13 protein-coding genes are annotated in these 14,603 nt (G+C 50.1%); 9 read left to right on the top strand and 4 right to left on the bottom strand.

Features of this window, described 5'->3' with window-relative positions:
• Positions 1-10: 10 nt before the first annotated feature.
• The 3 genes from B5X72_RS16560 to B5X72_RS16550 form a co-directional block, all read right to left on the bottom strand.
• Positions 11-1,258 carry a DUF819 family protein gene (locus tag B5X72_RS16560; protein WP_079718034.1) on the bottom strand — a complete coding sequence of 416 codons (1,248 nt, stop codon included), beginning with the start codon at positions 1,256-1,258 and terminating at the stop codon, positions 11-13.
• A 99-nt stretch (positions 1,259-1,357) separates the two neighbouring features.
• Positions 1,358-3,073 carry a TonB family protein gene (locus B5X72_RS16555; protein WP_079718033.1) on the bottom strand — a complete coding sequence of 572 codons (1,716 nt, stop codon included), beginning with the start codon at positions 3,071-3,073 and terminating at the stop codon, positions 1,358-1,360.
• Positions 3,070-3,456, bottom strand: a complete 387-nt coding sequence (locus tag B5X72_RS16550; protein WP_079718032.1) for a BlaI/MecI/CopY family transcriptional regulator — start codon at positions 3,454-3,456, stop codon at positions 3,070-3,072. Before B5X72_RS16550 ends, B5X72_RS16555 begins: the two co-directional genes overlap by 4 nt.
• 253 nt (positions 3,457-3,709) lie before the next feature.
• Between B5X72_RS16550 and bshA the strand changes: the two genes are divergently transcribed.
• From bshA to purE, 9 genes are all read left to right on the top strand, one after another.
• A complete protein-coding gene (bshA, locus tag B5X72_RS16545; protein WP_079718031.1) occupies positions 3,710-4,849 on the top strand; it encodes an N-acetyl-alpha-D-glucosaminyl L-malate synthase BshA in 1,140 nt (379 codons plus the stop codon).
• Between the two features lie 82 nt (positions 4,850-4,931).
• Positions 4,932-5,639: a UMP kinase gene (pyrH, locus tag B5X72_RS16540; protein WP_079718030.1), complete on the top strand. Its 708-nt coding sequence runs from the start codon at positions 4,932-4,934 to the stop codon at positions 5,637-5,639.
• A 33-nt stretch (positions 5,640-5,672) separates the two neighbouring features.
• Entirely contained in the window at positions 5,673-6,236 is a 564-nt protein-coding gene (gene frr, locus B5X72_RS16535) for a ribosome recycling factor (RefSeq protein ID WP_079718029.1), read from the top strand.
• Between the two features lie 1,227 nt (positions 6,237-7,463).
• Positions 7,464-8,150 carry a zinc metallopeptidase gene (locus tag B5X72_RS16525; protein WP_079718138.1) on the top strand — a complete coding sequence of 229 codons (687 nt, stop codon included), beginning with the start codon at positions 7,464-7,466 and terminating at the stop codon, positions 8,148-8,150.
• 106 nt (positions 8,151-8,256) lie between these two features.
• Positions 8,257-9,597: a signal recognition particle protein gene (ffh, locus tag B5X72_RS16520; RefSeq protein ID WP_079718027.1), complete on the top strand. Its 1,341-nt coding sequence runs from the start codon at positions 8,257-8,259 to the stop codon at positions 9,595-9,597.
• A 38-nt stretch (positions 9,598-9,635) separates the two neighbouring features.
• Positions 9,636-10,238 carry an NADH-quinone oxidoreductase subunit A gene (locus B5X72_RS16515; RefSeq protein ID WP_079718026.1) on the top strand — a complete coding sequence of 201 codons (603 nt, stop codon included), beginning with the start codon at positions 9,636-9,638 and terminating at the stop codon, positions 10,236-10,238.
• Complete coding sequence (locus B5X72_RS16510) at positions 10,235-10,738, top strand: NADH-quinone oxidoreductase subunit B (protein ID WP_079718025.1); 504 nt, start codon at positions 10,235-10,237, stop codon at positions 10,736-10,738. The genes B5X72_RS16515 and B5X72_RS16510 overlap by 4 nt, the downstream gene beginning before the upstream one ends.
• A 30-nt stretch (positions 10,739-10,768) precedes the next feature.
• The gene (locus B5X72_RS16505) at positions 10,769-11,911 is read left to right on the top strand and encodes a 5-(carboxyamino)imidazole ribonucleotide synthase (protein ID WP_079718024.1); all 1,143 of its coding nucleotides are present in this window, start codon (positions 10,769-10,771) and stop codon (positions 11,909-11,911) included.
• 32 nt (positions 11,912-11,943) lie between these two features.
• Entirely contained in the window at positions 11,944-12,462 is a 519-nt protein-coding gene (purE, locus tag B5X72_RS16500) for a 5-(carboxyamino)imidazole ribonucleotide mutase (protein ID WP_079718023.1), read from the top strand.
• A gap of 134 nt (positions 12,463-12,596) precedes the next feature.
• Here purE and B5X72_RS16495 read toward each other — a convergent pair whose 3' ends face one another.
• On the bottom strand, positions 12,597-14,603 hold the full coding sequence (locus B5X72_RS16495; RefSeq protein WP_079718022.1) for a glycoside hydrolase family 88 protein: 2,007 nt from the start codon (positions 14,601-14,603) through the stop codon (positions 12,597-12,599).

Genomic DNA, 14,603 nt, shown 5'->3' with positions numbered 1-14,603 from the left:
TTGGCAAGCATTACGGTGCTACCCACTGCATCAGTATTCCGCACAGGTATCCGGCATAAGTACCAATCGCATAGCTGAAGACGGCGATGAATACGCCCACCGGTACCAATGAGGGATGAAAAGCCCCAGCAGTCACCGAAGCAGATGCGACCCCGCCGATATTGCCCATGCTGCCGATGGCCAAGAAAAAAAATGGCGCCTTGATCAGTTTGGCTACGACGAACAATAACGACGCGTGGAATAATAACCATGTTAAGCCTACCAGAAACAGCGCAGGATTGTCCATAACCTTGAAAATATCCATCTGCATGCCAATGGTGGCAACAAGGATATACAGGAAAACCGTGGCTAAGCGCGATGCACCCATCGTCTCAAGTCTTCTGGCTTTAGTGAATGATAACCCCACCCCCATCAAGGTAGCAAGTATAATAAGCCAAAAGAAACTGGAAGTGAGACTAAACTTATCGAGCTGCGGCGCATGGACGCTGATGTAGTCTGCAATAACACCGGACAGCAAGTGAGCGATGCCGGTTACGCCAAAGGCGACACCCAGCATGACCATGTAATCCTTCGTGCTCGCAGCTTCGGTACGTTGCCTGCTATATTCCTCCATACGCGCTGTAAGCTCTTCCACTTCATTGGCCGATGCTTTAAAGTAACGGTCGAGCTGTTGGCGCTTGCCCGCACCGTAAAGCAATACGGCCATCCAGCCATAGGCTACAAAAACATCCACCGCCACCGTAGCCGCAAAAATCTCGGGTGACGGTTCAAAAATCCGGAATAAAGCCGCTTGATTGGCCCCACCACCTATCCACGATCCCGCCAATGTGGCCAATCCTCTCCAGACCTCACCTGATACTGCTGCCGGAGCTATCAGCGAAAACAGCCAAACGGCAAAAGGCCCGCCCAGGACAATACCGATCATGCCGGTAAAGAAAAGCAAACCTGCTTTTTTACGCAGCCGCCACACCTCGCGGAAATTGATATTCAAGGTAAAGAGCACCAGGCACGCCGGCAGCAGATAGTTTGAGCTCATGCTGTAAAGCTGGGAATCGCTCCCCGATATCACACCGAACGAATTAAACAAACCCGGCACAAAATAACAAAGTAACAGCGGTGGCAGGATCGCGTAAAACTTGCGAAGGCCCGGGTGTTTGCTGTTGGATGTATAGAAAACCACGGCCAGGATGACCATCAGCAAGCCGAATACGGCCACGTCGTCGGTAATCCAGGCTGATGCACTTGATGTGTTATCCATGATCGGTGATTGGGTAGTAAACAACTATTTCAGCACGGAGCCAAAGGTAATAAAAAAAGCACGGAGCCGGGCTTACCTTAAACCTCAACATCATCCCAATCACGTTTGCAGGTTAAAGCGGATGGGCAGGGTGTATGCCACCCGCACAGGTCTGCCGTTCTGTATACCCGGAGACCAATTGCTGCTGCTTTGCAATACGCGCACGGCGGCTTCACCTGTGCCATACCCTAAATCCCTTACCACCCGGATATCCGCAAGGCTACCGTCTTTTTCGATGATAAATGCAATTTGCACTTGCCCATTCACCCCGGCCTCAATAGCTTCCTGAGGATAATCATAGTTTCTTGCAATATATTCCATGAAGGCCCGGAATCCACCCGGTGGCTCCGGCTGGATTTCGACGGACTGAAATATCACGTCCGTCGCTTCTTCTACCGGTTTTTCTTCCGGTACGGCGATGGCCAGGGTAGGGTTCGGTTCCGCTTCAACAAGATCGGGGGCTAACTCGGGCATGGAGCGCTGGCCAGATGTATGGGCTTCCTGTTTTGCTGGCGCCCGCTCTACCGCCGGCGGTGGCGGGCTGTCCGGCGAATAGCCGATGATCACAATAGTACCCAACGGCGTGTAGCCGTTTGATACGGGGACCGGCGGTGGCGGCTCCTGGCTCAACTCCTGCCCGCTGATTCGGAAATCTATGGCGACAAGGTACTTACCGGCAGGCGCCAGGCGTCCTGTTTGCTCACGTTGCAGCACATTCAGGATGTCGGCCTGTTGACCGCTCCACAGCTCATTGAGAAATGTCACCCGTTCGATACTTCCCGTCCCGGCTTTTTCGTAAGTAAAGGCTATTGTCCCCTGTTTATTTTCGCGTATGGCCTCCGCCGCATAATCGATATTCCCGCCCAGATACGCTTTAAAACGTTTCGCATCATCCTGAATCGCCGATGTGACCGTATCAGCCTCATCATAGACCACTACATTGCCCTGTTGCTGTTCCAGTTGTTGGTTGCACGCAAATGAAACCACCATCATTCCGCAGATGATCGGCAGCAACAAGGCGTAGGAAAGCAGCCCCCACCTGGGCGACTTGTCGCGCAACAGCATGGCAATGCGGTTTTTAAGCAGCCGTTTACTTGAAAACGTGTGTGCCAATACCTGAGGCTCGACACCTATCGCACGGGCCACCAGCAATTCGGCATAGCCCATTTCATTGCCTGCAGCCGATTTCCCGTCGGCGATGTATTCGTGCTGCAGCCGGAGTGCCCGCTCGTAAGCATATACGATGGGATTGAACCAATTGAATATCTTCGCCAGCTGGATCAACACGATGTCGACGCTGTGCCATTCCCTGGCATGAATCTCCTCATGCAGGCGTATCTGGTCATGTCCGGTAAGCGTGCGGTCGATCCGTACAGCGCTGAAAAACGAAAAGGCCTCGCCTTCCGGGTGTCTGCGCAGCATAAGCAAGGTCAAGGTCAGGCTGCGCAGAAACAGAAGAAAAGTCAATATGCAACCGCCGATATAACCATAAGTCAATACATTGCGCAGCGAAAACGGCGACGGCTGTACCGCCACTGCCGCGCCAGCCTCCACGATAACCGGCTCGCTCGCCTGTATACCGATCAGGTATTCCGGATAACTGCCCGCATAGGTATTCCACTCGGGGTATTCGAGCAGCGGTAGTGTAAAGGCGAGCAACAGCCCTGCGAGCAGGTAAAACCGGTTCCACTGGAAAAAAGTCCGTTTGCACAATAGGACGCGGTAAAAGGCGTAGAAAATGCAAAGGTAAAGGTTGGCTAGCACCAGATAAATCATGGCTTTCCCCCTTTCTTTTTTGCCTCTTCAAGCAGTTGCAGAAGCTCGTCCGCATCCTTGAGATCCAATTTCTGCTCTTCCAGAAAAAACGACAACATGTTCCGCGCCGAATTGTTGAAGTAACCATGCAGCAGTTTGCCGGTTGCAAACGTGCGGTACTCTTCCTTTGAAACCAACGGAAAATACCGGTGGCTCTTTCCAAAAGCTTCATGCGAAACAAAACCCTTGGTCTCCAGAATCCGCACAATGGTAGACACCGTGTTATAAGCCGGCTTGGGATCGGGCAGCCTGTCAATGATTTCCTTGACAAATGCCTTGTCAAGATCCCACAATTCCTGCATAATTTGTTCTTCCGCACGTGTCAATTCTTTTAGTTCTTTCATCGATTGTTTATTTTGCTTTGTGAAATATTGCCAGACCACACTTCATGTTACCGGACGCCTGCCCTCAAGGCAGGCGCCAGCGGAATACCGACACCCTATATAAAGCAAATATAAAACTAACGGCTTAGTTTCTAAATAATTTATTCAGTTTTCTCCCAGTTGCTTTGATGATTATACCAATCTTTTTACGTTTATGTGAACATCCTATCGGAAAATTTATCCGTATTTTGTGGCAAGCAATTGAAGGGAGCCAATGAAAATAGGTATCGTATGCTATCCCACCTTCGGCGGAAGCGGTGTGGTGGCCACAGAACTCGGTAAAGCTTTGGCGGCCAACGGCCATCAAATCCATTTTATCACGTACAGCCAACCGGCCCGCTTGGATTTTTTTTCAGAGAACCTCTATTATCATGAGGTTACGATATCCAAATATCCGTTGTTTGATTTCCCCCCGTATGAGCTGGCTTTAGCCAGCAAGCTGGTGGATGTGGTACGGTTTGAAAAACTTGATTTGCTGCATGTTCATTATGCAATACCCCATGCATCGGCTGCGTTCATGGCTAAGCAGATTTTGGCCACTTATGGCATCCACATCCCCGTGGTGACTACCTTGCACGGCACAGATATCACGCTCGTGGGCAAAGACGCCAGCTATAGCCCGGTGGTAACCTTCTCAATTAACCAATCGGACGGCGTCACTGCGGTGTCCCAAAATTTGAAAGAAGAGACCCTGAGTTATTTTGACGTGCAGCGGGAAATACGTGTTATCCCCAATTTTGTGGATCTAGATCGTTTCAGTCTCAAGCCTCGCCAGCATTTCAAGCAGGCCATCGCTCCGGGAGATGAGCGCATCTTGGTGCATACGTCCAATTTCAGGAAAGTGAAGCGCACCACCGATGTTATTCGAATCTTCAAGAAAGTACAGCAAGAAGTACCCAGCAAGCTGCTCATGGTGGGCGACGGACCGGAGCGAACCGCTGCGGAGCAATTGTCGCGCGAACTGGGCGTAGCAAACGACATCCGGTTTCTCGGCAAGCAGGATGCTATCGAGGAAATTCTGTCGGTGTCCGATCTGTTTATTATTCCTTCGGGCTCCGAGAGTTTCGGACTGGCTGCCCTGGAAGCCATGGCCTGCAAAGTACCGGTCATATCGTCCAACACCGGCGGGCTGCCGGAATTGAACATCGATGGCGTGACGGGCTTCCTCAGTGACGTGGGTGATGTGGATTCCATGGCAGCAAATGCTATCCATATTTTGGAAGACAGTGCACGCTTAGCGCAATTTAAGGAAGCTGCGTTAGAACGCGCCAAAGACTTTAAACTGGCCAACATCATGCCTTTATATGAGCAATATTACCAAGAGGTTATCGACAGTGTGCAGCAAAATGCTTAATCACATGCCAGTGAAAACGGGCAGTTAAAAAAAATCTCTTATCTTTGCCGCTTGGAAGTCCCTGTCCAAGACAGCAAGTTATATGAAATACAAACGCATCCTACTCAAACTCAGTGGAGAAGCCCTTATGGGCGACCAAAATTACGGTATTGACATCAACCGCGTAGCCCAATACGCTAAGGATATCAAAGAAATTCATGACAAGGGCATGGAAGTAGCCATCGTCATCGGAGGTGGCAACATCTATCGCGGGCTCAGTGCCGAAAAGGCAGGGATGGACCGCGTGCAGGCCGATTACATGGGCATGCTGGCTACCGTCATCAACAGCATGGCCTTGCAGGATGCGTTGGAGAAGCAGGACATCAAAACACGTCTGCTTACGGCCATCAAGATGGAGCAAATCTGCGAACCTTTCATCCGGCGTCGTGCGGTACGTCACCTCGAAAAAGGACGGGTGGTCATCTTCGGTGCGGGCACGGGAAACCCTTATTTTACCACGGATACCGCCGCATCGCTCCGTGCAATTGAAATCAATGCCGATGTCGTACTCAAAGGCACCCGTGTAGATGGCATTTACACGGCCGATCCGTTGAAAGACCCCACGGCAACCCGTTTTGACGAGATTACGTTTCAAGACGTATACAATCGCGGACTCAGCGTGATGGATATGACCGCATTCACCCTTTGCCAGGAAAATAAGCTGCCCATCATCGTGTTTGACATGAACAAACCAGGCAATCTTGCTCGACTCGCCGAGGGCGAACCCATTGGAACTTTAGTACGAGAATAACTATCTTTGACCAAAACCATAACGCGAATTACCATGGACGAATTGATATCCTTACAATTAGACGATAGTGCCGAGCAGATGAAAAAAGCCGTGGCACATACCGAATCCGAACTCACCAAAATCCGGGCAGGCAAGGCAATGCCTTCCATGCTTGACGGTATTTACATAGACTACTACGGAACCGCCACGCCTCTCGCCCAGGTCAGCAACATCAATACGCCCGATGCACGCACGTTAGTGATTCAGCCTTGGGAAAAAAACCTGTTGTCTACCATTGAAAAAGCCATCTTGGATGCCAACATCGGACTAACCCCACAAAATGACGGGACGGTCATCCGGCTCAACATCCCTCCCCTCACAGAGGAGCGGCGGCGTGATTTGGTTCGAAAGGTAAAGGAAGAAGCCGAAAAAGGCCGTGTGGCGGTGCGCAATATCCGCAAGGAAGCCAATGATGGTATTAAGAAGCTGAAAAGCGAAGGCGTATCAGAGGATGAAATCAAAGCGGGAGAAGCTGAGGTACAAAAACTGACCGACAAGTACATCACCGATGTAGATAAACTTGCGGAAGCAAAGGAAAAGGATATTATGACCGTGTAAGTCCCATTATTGGACATACCACAGTATACCATAGTCGTAAAGCCACGCTAAAAAGTGGCTTTATCTTTTTTATCCAGAGGCATGCCGACGGTTGCCCCGTGTCCCAGTACATATACCTGATCTGCCAAACGGGCTGGGCGCTGGCAATGCGTCACCATCAAAATCCTCATTCGATAGTTGAAGCTTTTCTGAGATAGAAACAAACGGAATAGCCACAAAAAAAGGGCAATAACCAAGTTATAAAAGGGCTCCCTGCCGAAATACCTCCCCATTGCAATTGCAATCTCACCAACTCCACCCCTACTTGGTTCAAAACTACTGTGCCTCCAAGTTGCTTTAAAGATTCCTTTTACGGAAGACGATATTATTTATCTCTTTTTTAAAGAAAATGATACTCCAAACCACTAAACAACAGGAGAAACTGACAACAAGGAATATCTTATTATCGAAATCTGAAAAAAATGTTACATGCACCAATGCATAAACAAAAAAACCGAGTACTACAAACTTTAAAACAGTCATATCAATGCTTAAAAAACATAGAAGCGCACCAGCCAACGGCAGCTATACAAGAGCGGCCCAACCCACAGGACCCGAAACAGTCGCGGCAGTAATTATAGCACCCCATCCTGAGGCTAATGCCCCCACTGGGCTCCAAGTACATGCGTCGCCATCATTTAAATTTTCCATTTGTTCAAACCTTAATGCTTTCATCTTTAAACGTTTAAATTTAAAAAAATTCAGCTAATTACTCACCCTTTGCGCACTGGGTATTTCAAATTTCGACATTAACGCGCGACGTTGCAAAAAACCTATGGCGCGTTTAAAACTTGTGGTTTGTGGATTACGCTCACTACCAGTATCGTAGGGTTACAATAAGCGCTTTTTCCACTGGTGTAAAACTAGCTGGCATTTTCGAAGTCCCGTGACCGGATTTCTACTCCACCGAAAGCCAGTGTTGGCATCAATACTGGAGGCCTACCTGAATTTTTACGTAAGGTCCAAGGGTTTATTTTTCAAAGGCACTGAAGGGAAATTAAGCACCTGACAACAATGTCACCAAACCATCAGGAAGACAAGACGGATTTGCAGAGCCGTGCCATATTGATTATATTCGTCACGTCGAGATACGGTCATATCGTCAGCAAACGGCACGCGGTATGCTTTTTGCAGTAAATAACTCGACAAAATAGTAATAAAAAAAACAAACAGCGAAAAGAAATTATGATGGCAGGATATTGGATTATTTTTATCGGAATCATGTTGGTCAGCATGATTGTACAGTGGCGTTTCAAAAGCAAGTTTAAGCGCTATTCTGAAATGCCACTTAGCAGCGGGATGACGGGACGGGATGTCGCCGAAAAGATGCTGCATGACTATGGCATCTACGATGTACAGATTATTTCTGCGCAGGGGCAGTTGAGCGATCACTACAATCCGGCAAATAAAACAGTCAACCTAAGTCCGGAGGTATATAGTGGGCGTAGCGTGGCTGCGGCGGCAGTGGCTGCCCACGAATGCGGACACGCGGTGCAACATGCCAAGGCCTATTCGTGGCTGCAATTCCGCTCGGCAATGGTGCCTGCTGTGAGCGTGGCGTCTAAACTTGTCACCTGGGTATTGATGATCGGTGTAATCATGGCTTTTTCGGGCAACCTTTGGTTATTGGCTATCGGCGTAGCCGCATTGGCTATCACAACGCTGTTCAGCTTCGTAACCTTACCGGTAGAGTTTGACGCCTCAAAACGCGCTTTGGCCTGGCTGGATAATAAGGGCATTACCCATAGCAGCGTAGAGCATGACGGAGCCAAGGATGCCCTTTGGTGGGCTGCCATGACCTATGTGGTCGCAGCATTGTCGTCCCTGGTAACGTTGCTTTATTACGCCAGCATGTTGCTTGGAAGAAGAGACTAAGCATTGTTTTTCATAGTTAGGTGGTCCGTCCCGGGATTCGGGGCGGGCTTTTTTATTACAGATTTTGTACCTTTGCATTTCGTTCATATCTATATAGCAACTGACGATGTTTCAGAATCTACAGGACAAACTTGACAGAGCCTTTAAGGTATTAAAAGGCCAGGGAAATATTACCGAAATCAACGTAGCGGAGACCATGAAGGAAATCCGCAAAGCGTTGCTCGATGCTGACGTAAACTACAAAACCGCCAAAGCATTTACCGATGAGGTGAAGCAGAAGGCCCTCGGCCAGAACGTACTCACCAGCATCTCTCCGGGGCAGTTGCTCACCAAAATCATGAACGATGAGCTGACCGCACTGATGGGTGGGTCAGCTACTGAACTGGACTTATCCAAAAGTCCTACGGTCATCCTCATTGCAGGCCTCAACGGTGCCGGGAAGACCACGTTTTCGGGCAAACTGGCAAAATTTCTTAAAGAAAAGAAAGGAAAGAAGCCTTTGCTGGTGGCTGGCGACGTGTACCGTCCTGCGGCCATAGACCAACTACAGGTGCTTGGCCAACAGGTGGATGTACCTGTGTACGCCGACACGGAATCAAAAGACCCCATCGGCATTGCCAAGGCCGGTGTAGCTGAAGCCAAGCAGAAAGGTTACAATGTCGTTATCGTGGACACCGCCGGCCGCTTGGCTATCGACGAAGCACTGATGAACGAGATATCGGCCGTGAAAGAAGCCACGCAGCCCCATGAAATCCTTTTTGTGGTCGATGCGATGACCGGCCAGGATGCAGTGAATACAGCCAAGACTTTCAACGACCGGCTGGACTTCACCGGTGCCGTGCTTACTAAATTGGATGGCGATACCCGTGGAGGTGCTGCACTCTCCATTAAGTCGGTGGTCAATAAACCCATCAAATTTATCGGCACAGGCGAGAAGATGGAGGCGCTTGACGTCTTTCACCCGGACCGGATGGCATCTCGTATCCTGGGCATGGGCGACGTTGTGTCACTCGTTGAACGTGCTCAGCAGCAATTTGATGAAAAAGAAGCCGCTGAACTGCAACGGAAGATCCGCAAGAATAAGTTTGACTTCAACGATTTCCGCAGCCAAATCCAGCAAATCAAAAAGATGGGCAACATGAAGGACCTCATGGGCATGATTCCCGGTGTTGGCAAAGCCCTTAAAGATGTGGATATCGACGACGATGCCTTCAAGCCCATTGAAGCGATTATCAACTCCATGACGCCGTATGAACGGGAAAATCCGGATATCATCGATCAAAAGCGTCGTGCACGTATCGCCAAAGGGTCAGGTACGGACTTGGTGGAAGTCAATAAGCTGATGAAGCAATTCAATGACATGCGCAAGGTGATGAAGCAGATGTCCAACCCCGCGGCCATGGCCCGGATGATGCGTGGCATGCCCAAGATGCCGATGGGAAGGTAGGAAGACGGGAAAATTAATAATTTATTTATCTTTGTGTCATGGACGACCCGAGTCAGATAACCGAATTTGGCAAAATACTCCTCATAGGGGTAACGGGTATCGTATTGGTGTTATTCACGTTGTTCTTGGGTAAGCTGGTTTCTCCCCAAAAACCGAACCCAGAGAAGCTGAGCACTTATGAATGCGGTGAAGAAACCGTCGGCAACTCCTGGATACCATTCAATTCGCGTTTTTATGTCATTGCATTGGTGTTTTTGCTATTTGATGTGGAATTGGTGTTTGTCTTTCCGTGGGCAACGGTCTTCGGCCGTCCTGAACTAATAAGCGCTGATACGCGCTGGGGCTGGTTTACCTTGGCGGAGATGGCAGTTTTCATAGGCATCTTGATCATTGGATTGGTATATGTATGGCGAAAGGGCGACCTCGAGTGGGTGAAACCGCGGACCATACTGCCGCAGGTAAAGGTCAATATACCGCCATCAGCCTACGACAAACTGAAGCGCGATCCGTATCGTGTACGGCCATTCGAGGCGGCATTGCAGACGGCGGACAAGCCTCAAATCCCCGGTACGGTTCCTGCGGTAAAGAAACCAGCTTTCAAACCCTTATTCAGAAAACCCGGAGCTCCCCCATCGTCATGAGTATCGACAAACAATTGGAACGTAACGGTGTGGTCGTCGCTAAGCTGGATGACCTACTAAATTGGGCACGGCTGTCGTCCATGTGGCCAATGAGCTTCGGCATTGCGTGCTGTGCCATTGAGATGATGGGTGCCATGGCCGCTACCTATGATTTGGATCGCTTCGGCGTGTTTCCCCGACCTTCACCGCGCCAATCCGATGTGATGATCATTGCGGGTACGGTGACCTTCAAGATGGCCGACCGCATACGGCGGCTTTATGAGCAAATGCCGGACCCGAAGTATGTCATCTCCATGGGCTCATGCGCGAATTGCGGTGGTCCCTATTGGCAGCATGGCTACCATGTAGTCAAAGGGGTGGATCGGATTATTCCGGTTGATATTTATGTACAGGGATGCCCTCCCCGGCCTGAAGCACTCATCGGAGCCTTTCTAGAACTGCAGAAAAAGATAGCGGACGAGCATATCGTCGCTGACAAACTGCAACCGACACAAGCATAACCTTTAGCAATCATACAACCTTATACGATTATGGCAAAAGATTTTTATGGCGAATTACAATTGGGTATCCTCGGTGGTGGACAACTGGGCCGTATGCTTATCCAAGAAGCCATCAATTTCAATGTGACTATCCATATTCTCGATCCGGATAAACATGCACCTTGCCGCGACCTGTGCAACCGCTTTGTCCAGGGTGCGCTGGATGATTTTGACACCGTATATGCATTTGGCAAGGGCTTGGACATGATAACCATCGAAATCGAGAAGGTTAATGTCGATGCACTCGAAAAACTGGAAGAGGAGGGCGTGATGGTATATCCTCAGTCACGCATCATCCGGTTGATTCAGGATAAGGGGCTACAAAAGCAATTTTTCAAGCAAAATGATATCCCTACAGCGCCTTTCCAGCTGATCTCGTCCAAAGAGAGCCTGAACAATGCATCTATTCCGCTACCTTATATCCAAAAGCTCCGCAGAGACGGCTACGATGGCCGCGGAGTGAAGAAAATTATCAGCGAAGCGGATATAGAAGATGCTTTCGAGGCCCCCAGTCTCATTGAGCAGTGGATAGATTTTGACAAGGAGCTGGCCATCATCGTATCGCGCAATGATGATGGTGATGTGGCTACCTTTCCCTGTGTAGAAATGGAGTTCAATCCTGAGGCAAATTTGGTGGAATTTCTGATCTCGCCATCTACGTTGCCGTTTGAAATCCAACAGCGCGCAGAGCTATTGGCCAAGAAAATCGCTGAAGACCTGCAAATCGTCGGCTTATTGGCTGTGGAGCTGTTTCTCACCAAAGACGGACAACTGTTGGTAAATGAGCTCGCGCCGCGTCCGCACAACAGCGGGCACCAAAGTATCGAAGGCAACTTCACTTCGCAGTTTGCACAACACCTGCGTGCCATCTTCAACCTGCCCCCGGGCAACACCGCCACACGGAGCAACGCCGTGATGGTCAACCTATTGGGCGAAGCCGGCCATGACGGATTGGCCCGTTATGAAGGTATTGAAGAGATTTTAGCGATGGAAGGTGTATATTTGCACCTGTATGGCAAGAAATTCACCAAGCCTTTCCGCAAAATGGGCCACGTATGCGTCATCAATGAAGACCGCGAGGCCGCCATCAGTACGGCAAGGAAAGTGCAGCAAACCCTTCGGGTGATTACGTGATGGGTGATAATGATAATAACATAAATAGATAAATGACAGCAAAACCAGCTATACCGGAAGTAGGCGTCATTATGGGCAGTAAGTCTGACCTGCCCGTCATGCAGGATGCCGTGGACGTATTGAAACTATTGGGAGCTCGCGTAGAAGTGACCATCGTATCGGCGCACCGTACGCCCGACCGCATGTTTGATTACGCCAAAAGCGCAGCCTCGCGGGGCTTGAAGGTCATCATAGCTGGTGCCGGGGGTGCTGCCCATTTGCCCGGCATGGTGGCGTCCATTACGCACTTGCCGGTCATCGGCGTGCCGGTCAAGTCATCCAACTCCATCGATGGCTGGGATTCGGTACTCTCCATTTTGCAAATGCCCAACGGCATCCCGGTGGCAACGGTAGCGCTCAATGCCGCTAAAAATGCGGGCATCCTCGCTGCACAAATATTGGCTGTATCGGACGAACAAATCGCACAGAACCTGCTAAACTACAAGGCTGAGCTAGCCAGGAAGGTCGAAGAAAGCGCGAAGGAGTTAGAAAAAAGCTCGGCGGGAGAATAAAAGACTTCGGCAAAAAAGGCGCCCACCTTTTTACTAAAAGGCGGGCGCCTTTTGCTAAAAAGGTGAGCGCCTTTTGCAAGAAAGCCGCCCGGCTTTTTGCCAACCGGCCGCAGCGTTTATTAATTCTAGTCGGTTTATCGTTGAATACCTTCCAGCCGTGCCAGCTCCTCTCTACTGATTTTGAAAACCGTCCCGTGGCGAATACCGTCAGGCATGGCCAATTTTTCAGATACTTCGCGCCAATTCACTAGATCCCTGGATGCGATAGCACCATACCGATGCATGATATACTTATCGAAATATACAACCCACTCACCGCCGACACGGCCCGCTGTCGGCCCTTCGGCCCAATAGTCCCCTGTAATCGGTTCGCTGGCTTTACTGTAGGGTCCCTCCATGCTTTCCGCATAGGCAACCTTTAGATTTTTTTGTGCCGGTTCACGGGTTTCATCCTTCAGAAACATTACCCAGCGGTTGCCATCGCGTGCAATGGTGGCATCAATCACGTTGAAGCCGGGATCATAAAACAGCTTGGTCTCACTGAACGTTTTGAAATCGCTGGTGGTCACGTAATACATCCGATGGTTGTAGCCGTTATCCGCTTCGATTTGTGTCTCGGGGAAGCGACCTCGTATGGTAGTAGCCCAATAGATCATATAAATCCCGCGGTCGGGGTCGTACGTGATTTCGGGTGCCCAGCAGTTTCGCGCATCCGGCTCATGAGCCATCACTGGGATGTACTGTTGCTCGGACCAATGAATGAGGTCGTCGGACGATGCATAACCGATCCCCCGGTCGGTCCAGCTTACGGTCCACACCATATGGAAACGCCCATCGCCGCCACGGATAATGCAGGGATCGCGCATCAATTTATCATCGCTCAGCTCCGGTTTTAAAAATGATTGGTCATTATTCAGGGCGGCCCATTTAAAGCCATCATAGCTGTAGGCCAGGTGTAAACCATCTTCGCCATTGCCCTTGAAATAGGAGAAGGCAAAGACACTGTCCTGCCGGCGTTCGACATAATCAAGTAGCTCGGTGGCTGCCAGCAGAAAAGCACCCACTCCAAAATTAGCCGTTGAATTGGCATCTACCGTCTGCCCAGGAATGGCCCGTTCGCCGATGGGTTGCACATAACCCACCCGCCCATCAGGCTGCAGAGCAAATGTAGCCAGGTATTGCCAGCCCTTGATAGCCGGCACCGTATATGTTGCCGGGTCGAGGTAGCCGTTGTTGACGCCCCAAAGCAATCCGTAGGTGAAGAATGCCGTGCCGCTAGTCTCTGGCCCAGGCGCATGCTCCGGATCCAATATACTGCGTGTCCAATACCCTTCGGCCTGCTGGCTGCGCATGATTGCACCCGCCATATCACGGTATACCGTTTCAAATTCCGCCCGATGCTGGTAATCCGCCGGCAAGTCCTGGAGTACCTTAGCCAATCCCGCAAACACCCACCCATCGCCACGTGCCCAAAAGTCCTTTTTGCCATTTACGCTCTTATGTTTGGGGTAAACATACTTGGCATCCCTATAAAACAGATGCTCGTCGTCATCATACATGAGTGCCTTCGCATAGCTGAAATATTCATGCAGTTTCTCCAAGTACTGCGTATTGCCTGTGACATGATATAACTTGGTCATGACGGGCATTACCATGTAAAGGCCGTCCGCCCACCACCAATAGTCTTCGTTGGGCGTACTCATCTGGTATTCCATCACCTCCATGGCCCGCCTGATCTTGGCACTATCCGGATCAAGGTGGAAGAGGTCTATATACGTCTGAAAACAGATTTGCCAATCACCAAACAGCACATGCTCATCAGACTCGCCGTAGTGGTACTTCCATGTCGACCGGTCATCGGACTTGGCGCCTTTCCACTGATTGTGACTGGCCCAGGCTTCGGAATAATCACGGTATGCCGCGTTTCCCGTGGCCTCATACGCTGCCATGTTGCCGGTATGGTAAGCAGCAACATCCCAGAACGCCCATTCTTGTGGTTTATGAAGAGATTGCCAATATTCATTGACCCGATGGATAATCTCGACAACCTGTTCTTTGCCGGGAATATCCTGGGCCGGTGCCGACATCGCTTGAAAGCAGACCAGTGTAGCACCAATGATATAACGGGGTGTATACTTCAT

Source organism: Parapedobacter luteus, from assembly GCF_900168055.1.
Classification (GTDB): Bacteria; Bacteroidota; Bacteroidia; order Sphingobacteriales; family Sphingobacteriaceae; genus Parapedobacter; species Parapedobacter luteus.
Note: the sequence above shows the minus strand (reverse complement) of the source record. Positions and strands in the feature narration are given on the sequence as shown.

Coding starts and splice junctions, on each gene's coding strand:
- B5X72_RS16495 (WP_079718022.1), bottom strand. CDS start 14,603: ATGAAGTATACACCCCGTTATATCATTGGTGCTACACTGGTCTGCTTT.
- B5X72_RS16555 (WP_079718033.1), bottom strand. CDS start 3,073: ATGATTTATCTGGTGCTAGCCAACCTTTACCTTTGCATTTTCTACGCC.
- B5X72_RS16525 (WP_079718138.1), top strand. CDS start 7,464: ATGGCAGGATATTGGATTATTTTTATCGGAATCATGTTGGTCAGCATG.
- B5X72_RS16550 (WP_079718032.1), bottom strand. CDS start 3,456: ATGAAAGAACTAAAAGAATTGACACGTGCGGAAGAACAAATTATGCAG.
- frr (WP_079718029.1), top strand. CDS start 5,673: ATGGACGAATTGATATCCTTACAATTAGACGATAGTGCCGAGCAGATG.
- bshA (WP_079718031.1), top strand. CDS start 3,710: ATGAAAATAGGTATCGTATGCTATCCCACCTTCGGCGGAAGCGGTGTG.
- B5X72_RS16505 (WP_079718024.1), top strand. CDS start 10,769: ATGGCAAAAGATTTTTATGGCGAATTACAATTGGGTATCCTCGGTGGT.
- B5X72_RS16560 (WP_079718034.1), bottom strand. CDS start 1,258: ATGGATAACACATCAAGTGCATCAGCCTGGATTACCGACGACGTGGCC.
- B5X72_RS16510 (WP_079718025.1), top strand. CDS start 10,235: ATGAGTATCGACAAACAATTGGAACGTAACGGTGTGGTCGTCGCTAAG.
- pyrH (WP_079718030.1), top strand. CDS start 4,932: ATGAAATACAAACGCATCCTACTCAAACTCAGTGGAGAAGCCCTTATG.
- ffh (WP_079718027.1), top strand. CDS start 8,257: ATGTTTCAGAATCTACAGGACAAACTTGACAGAGCCTTTAAGGTATTA.
- purE (WP_079718023.1), top strand. CDS start 11,944: ATGACAGCAAAACCAGCTATACCGGAAGTAGGCGTCATTATGGGCAGT.
- B5X72_RS16515 (WP_079718026.1), top strand. CDS start 9,636: ATGGACGACCCGAGTCAGATAACCGAATTTGGCAAAATACTCCTCATA.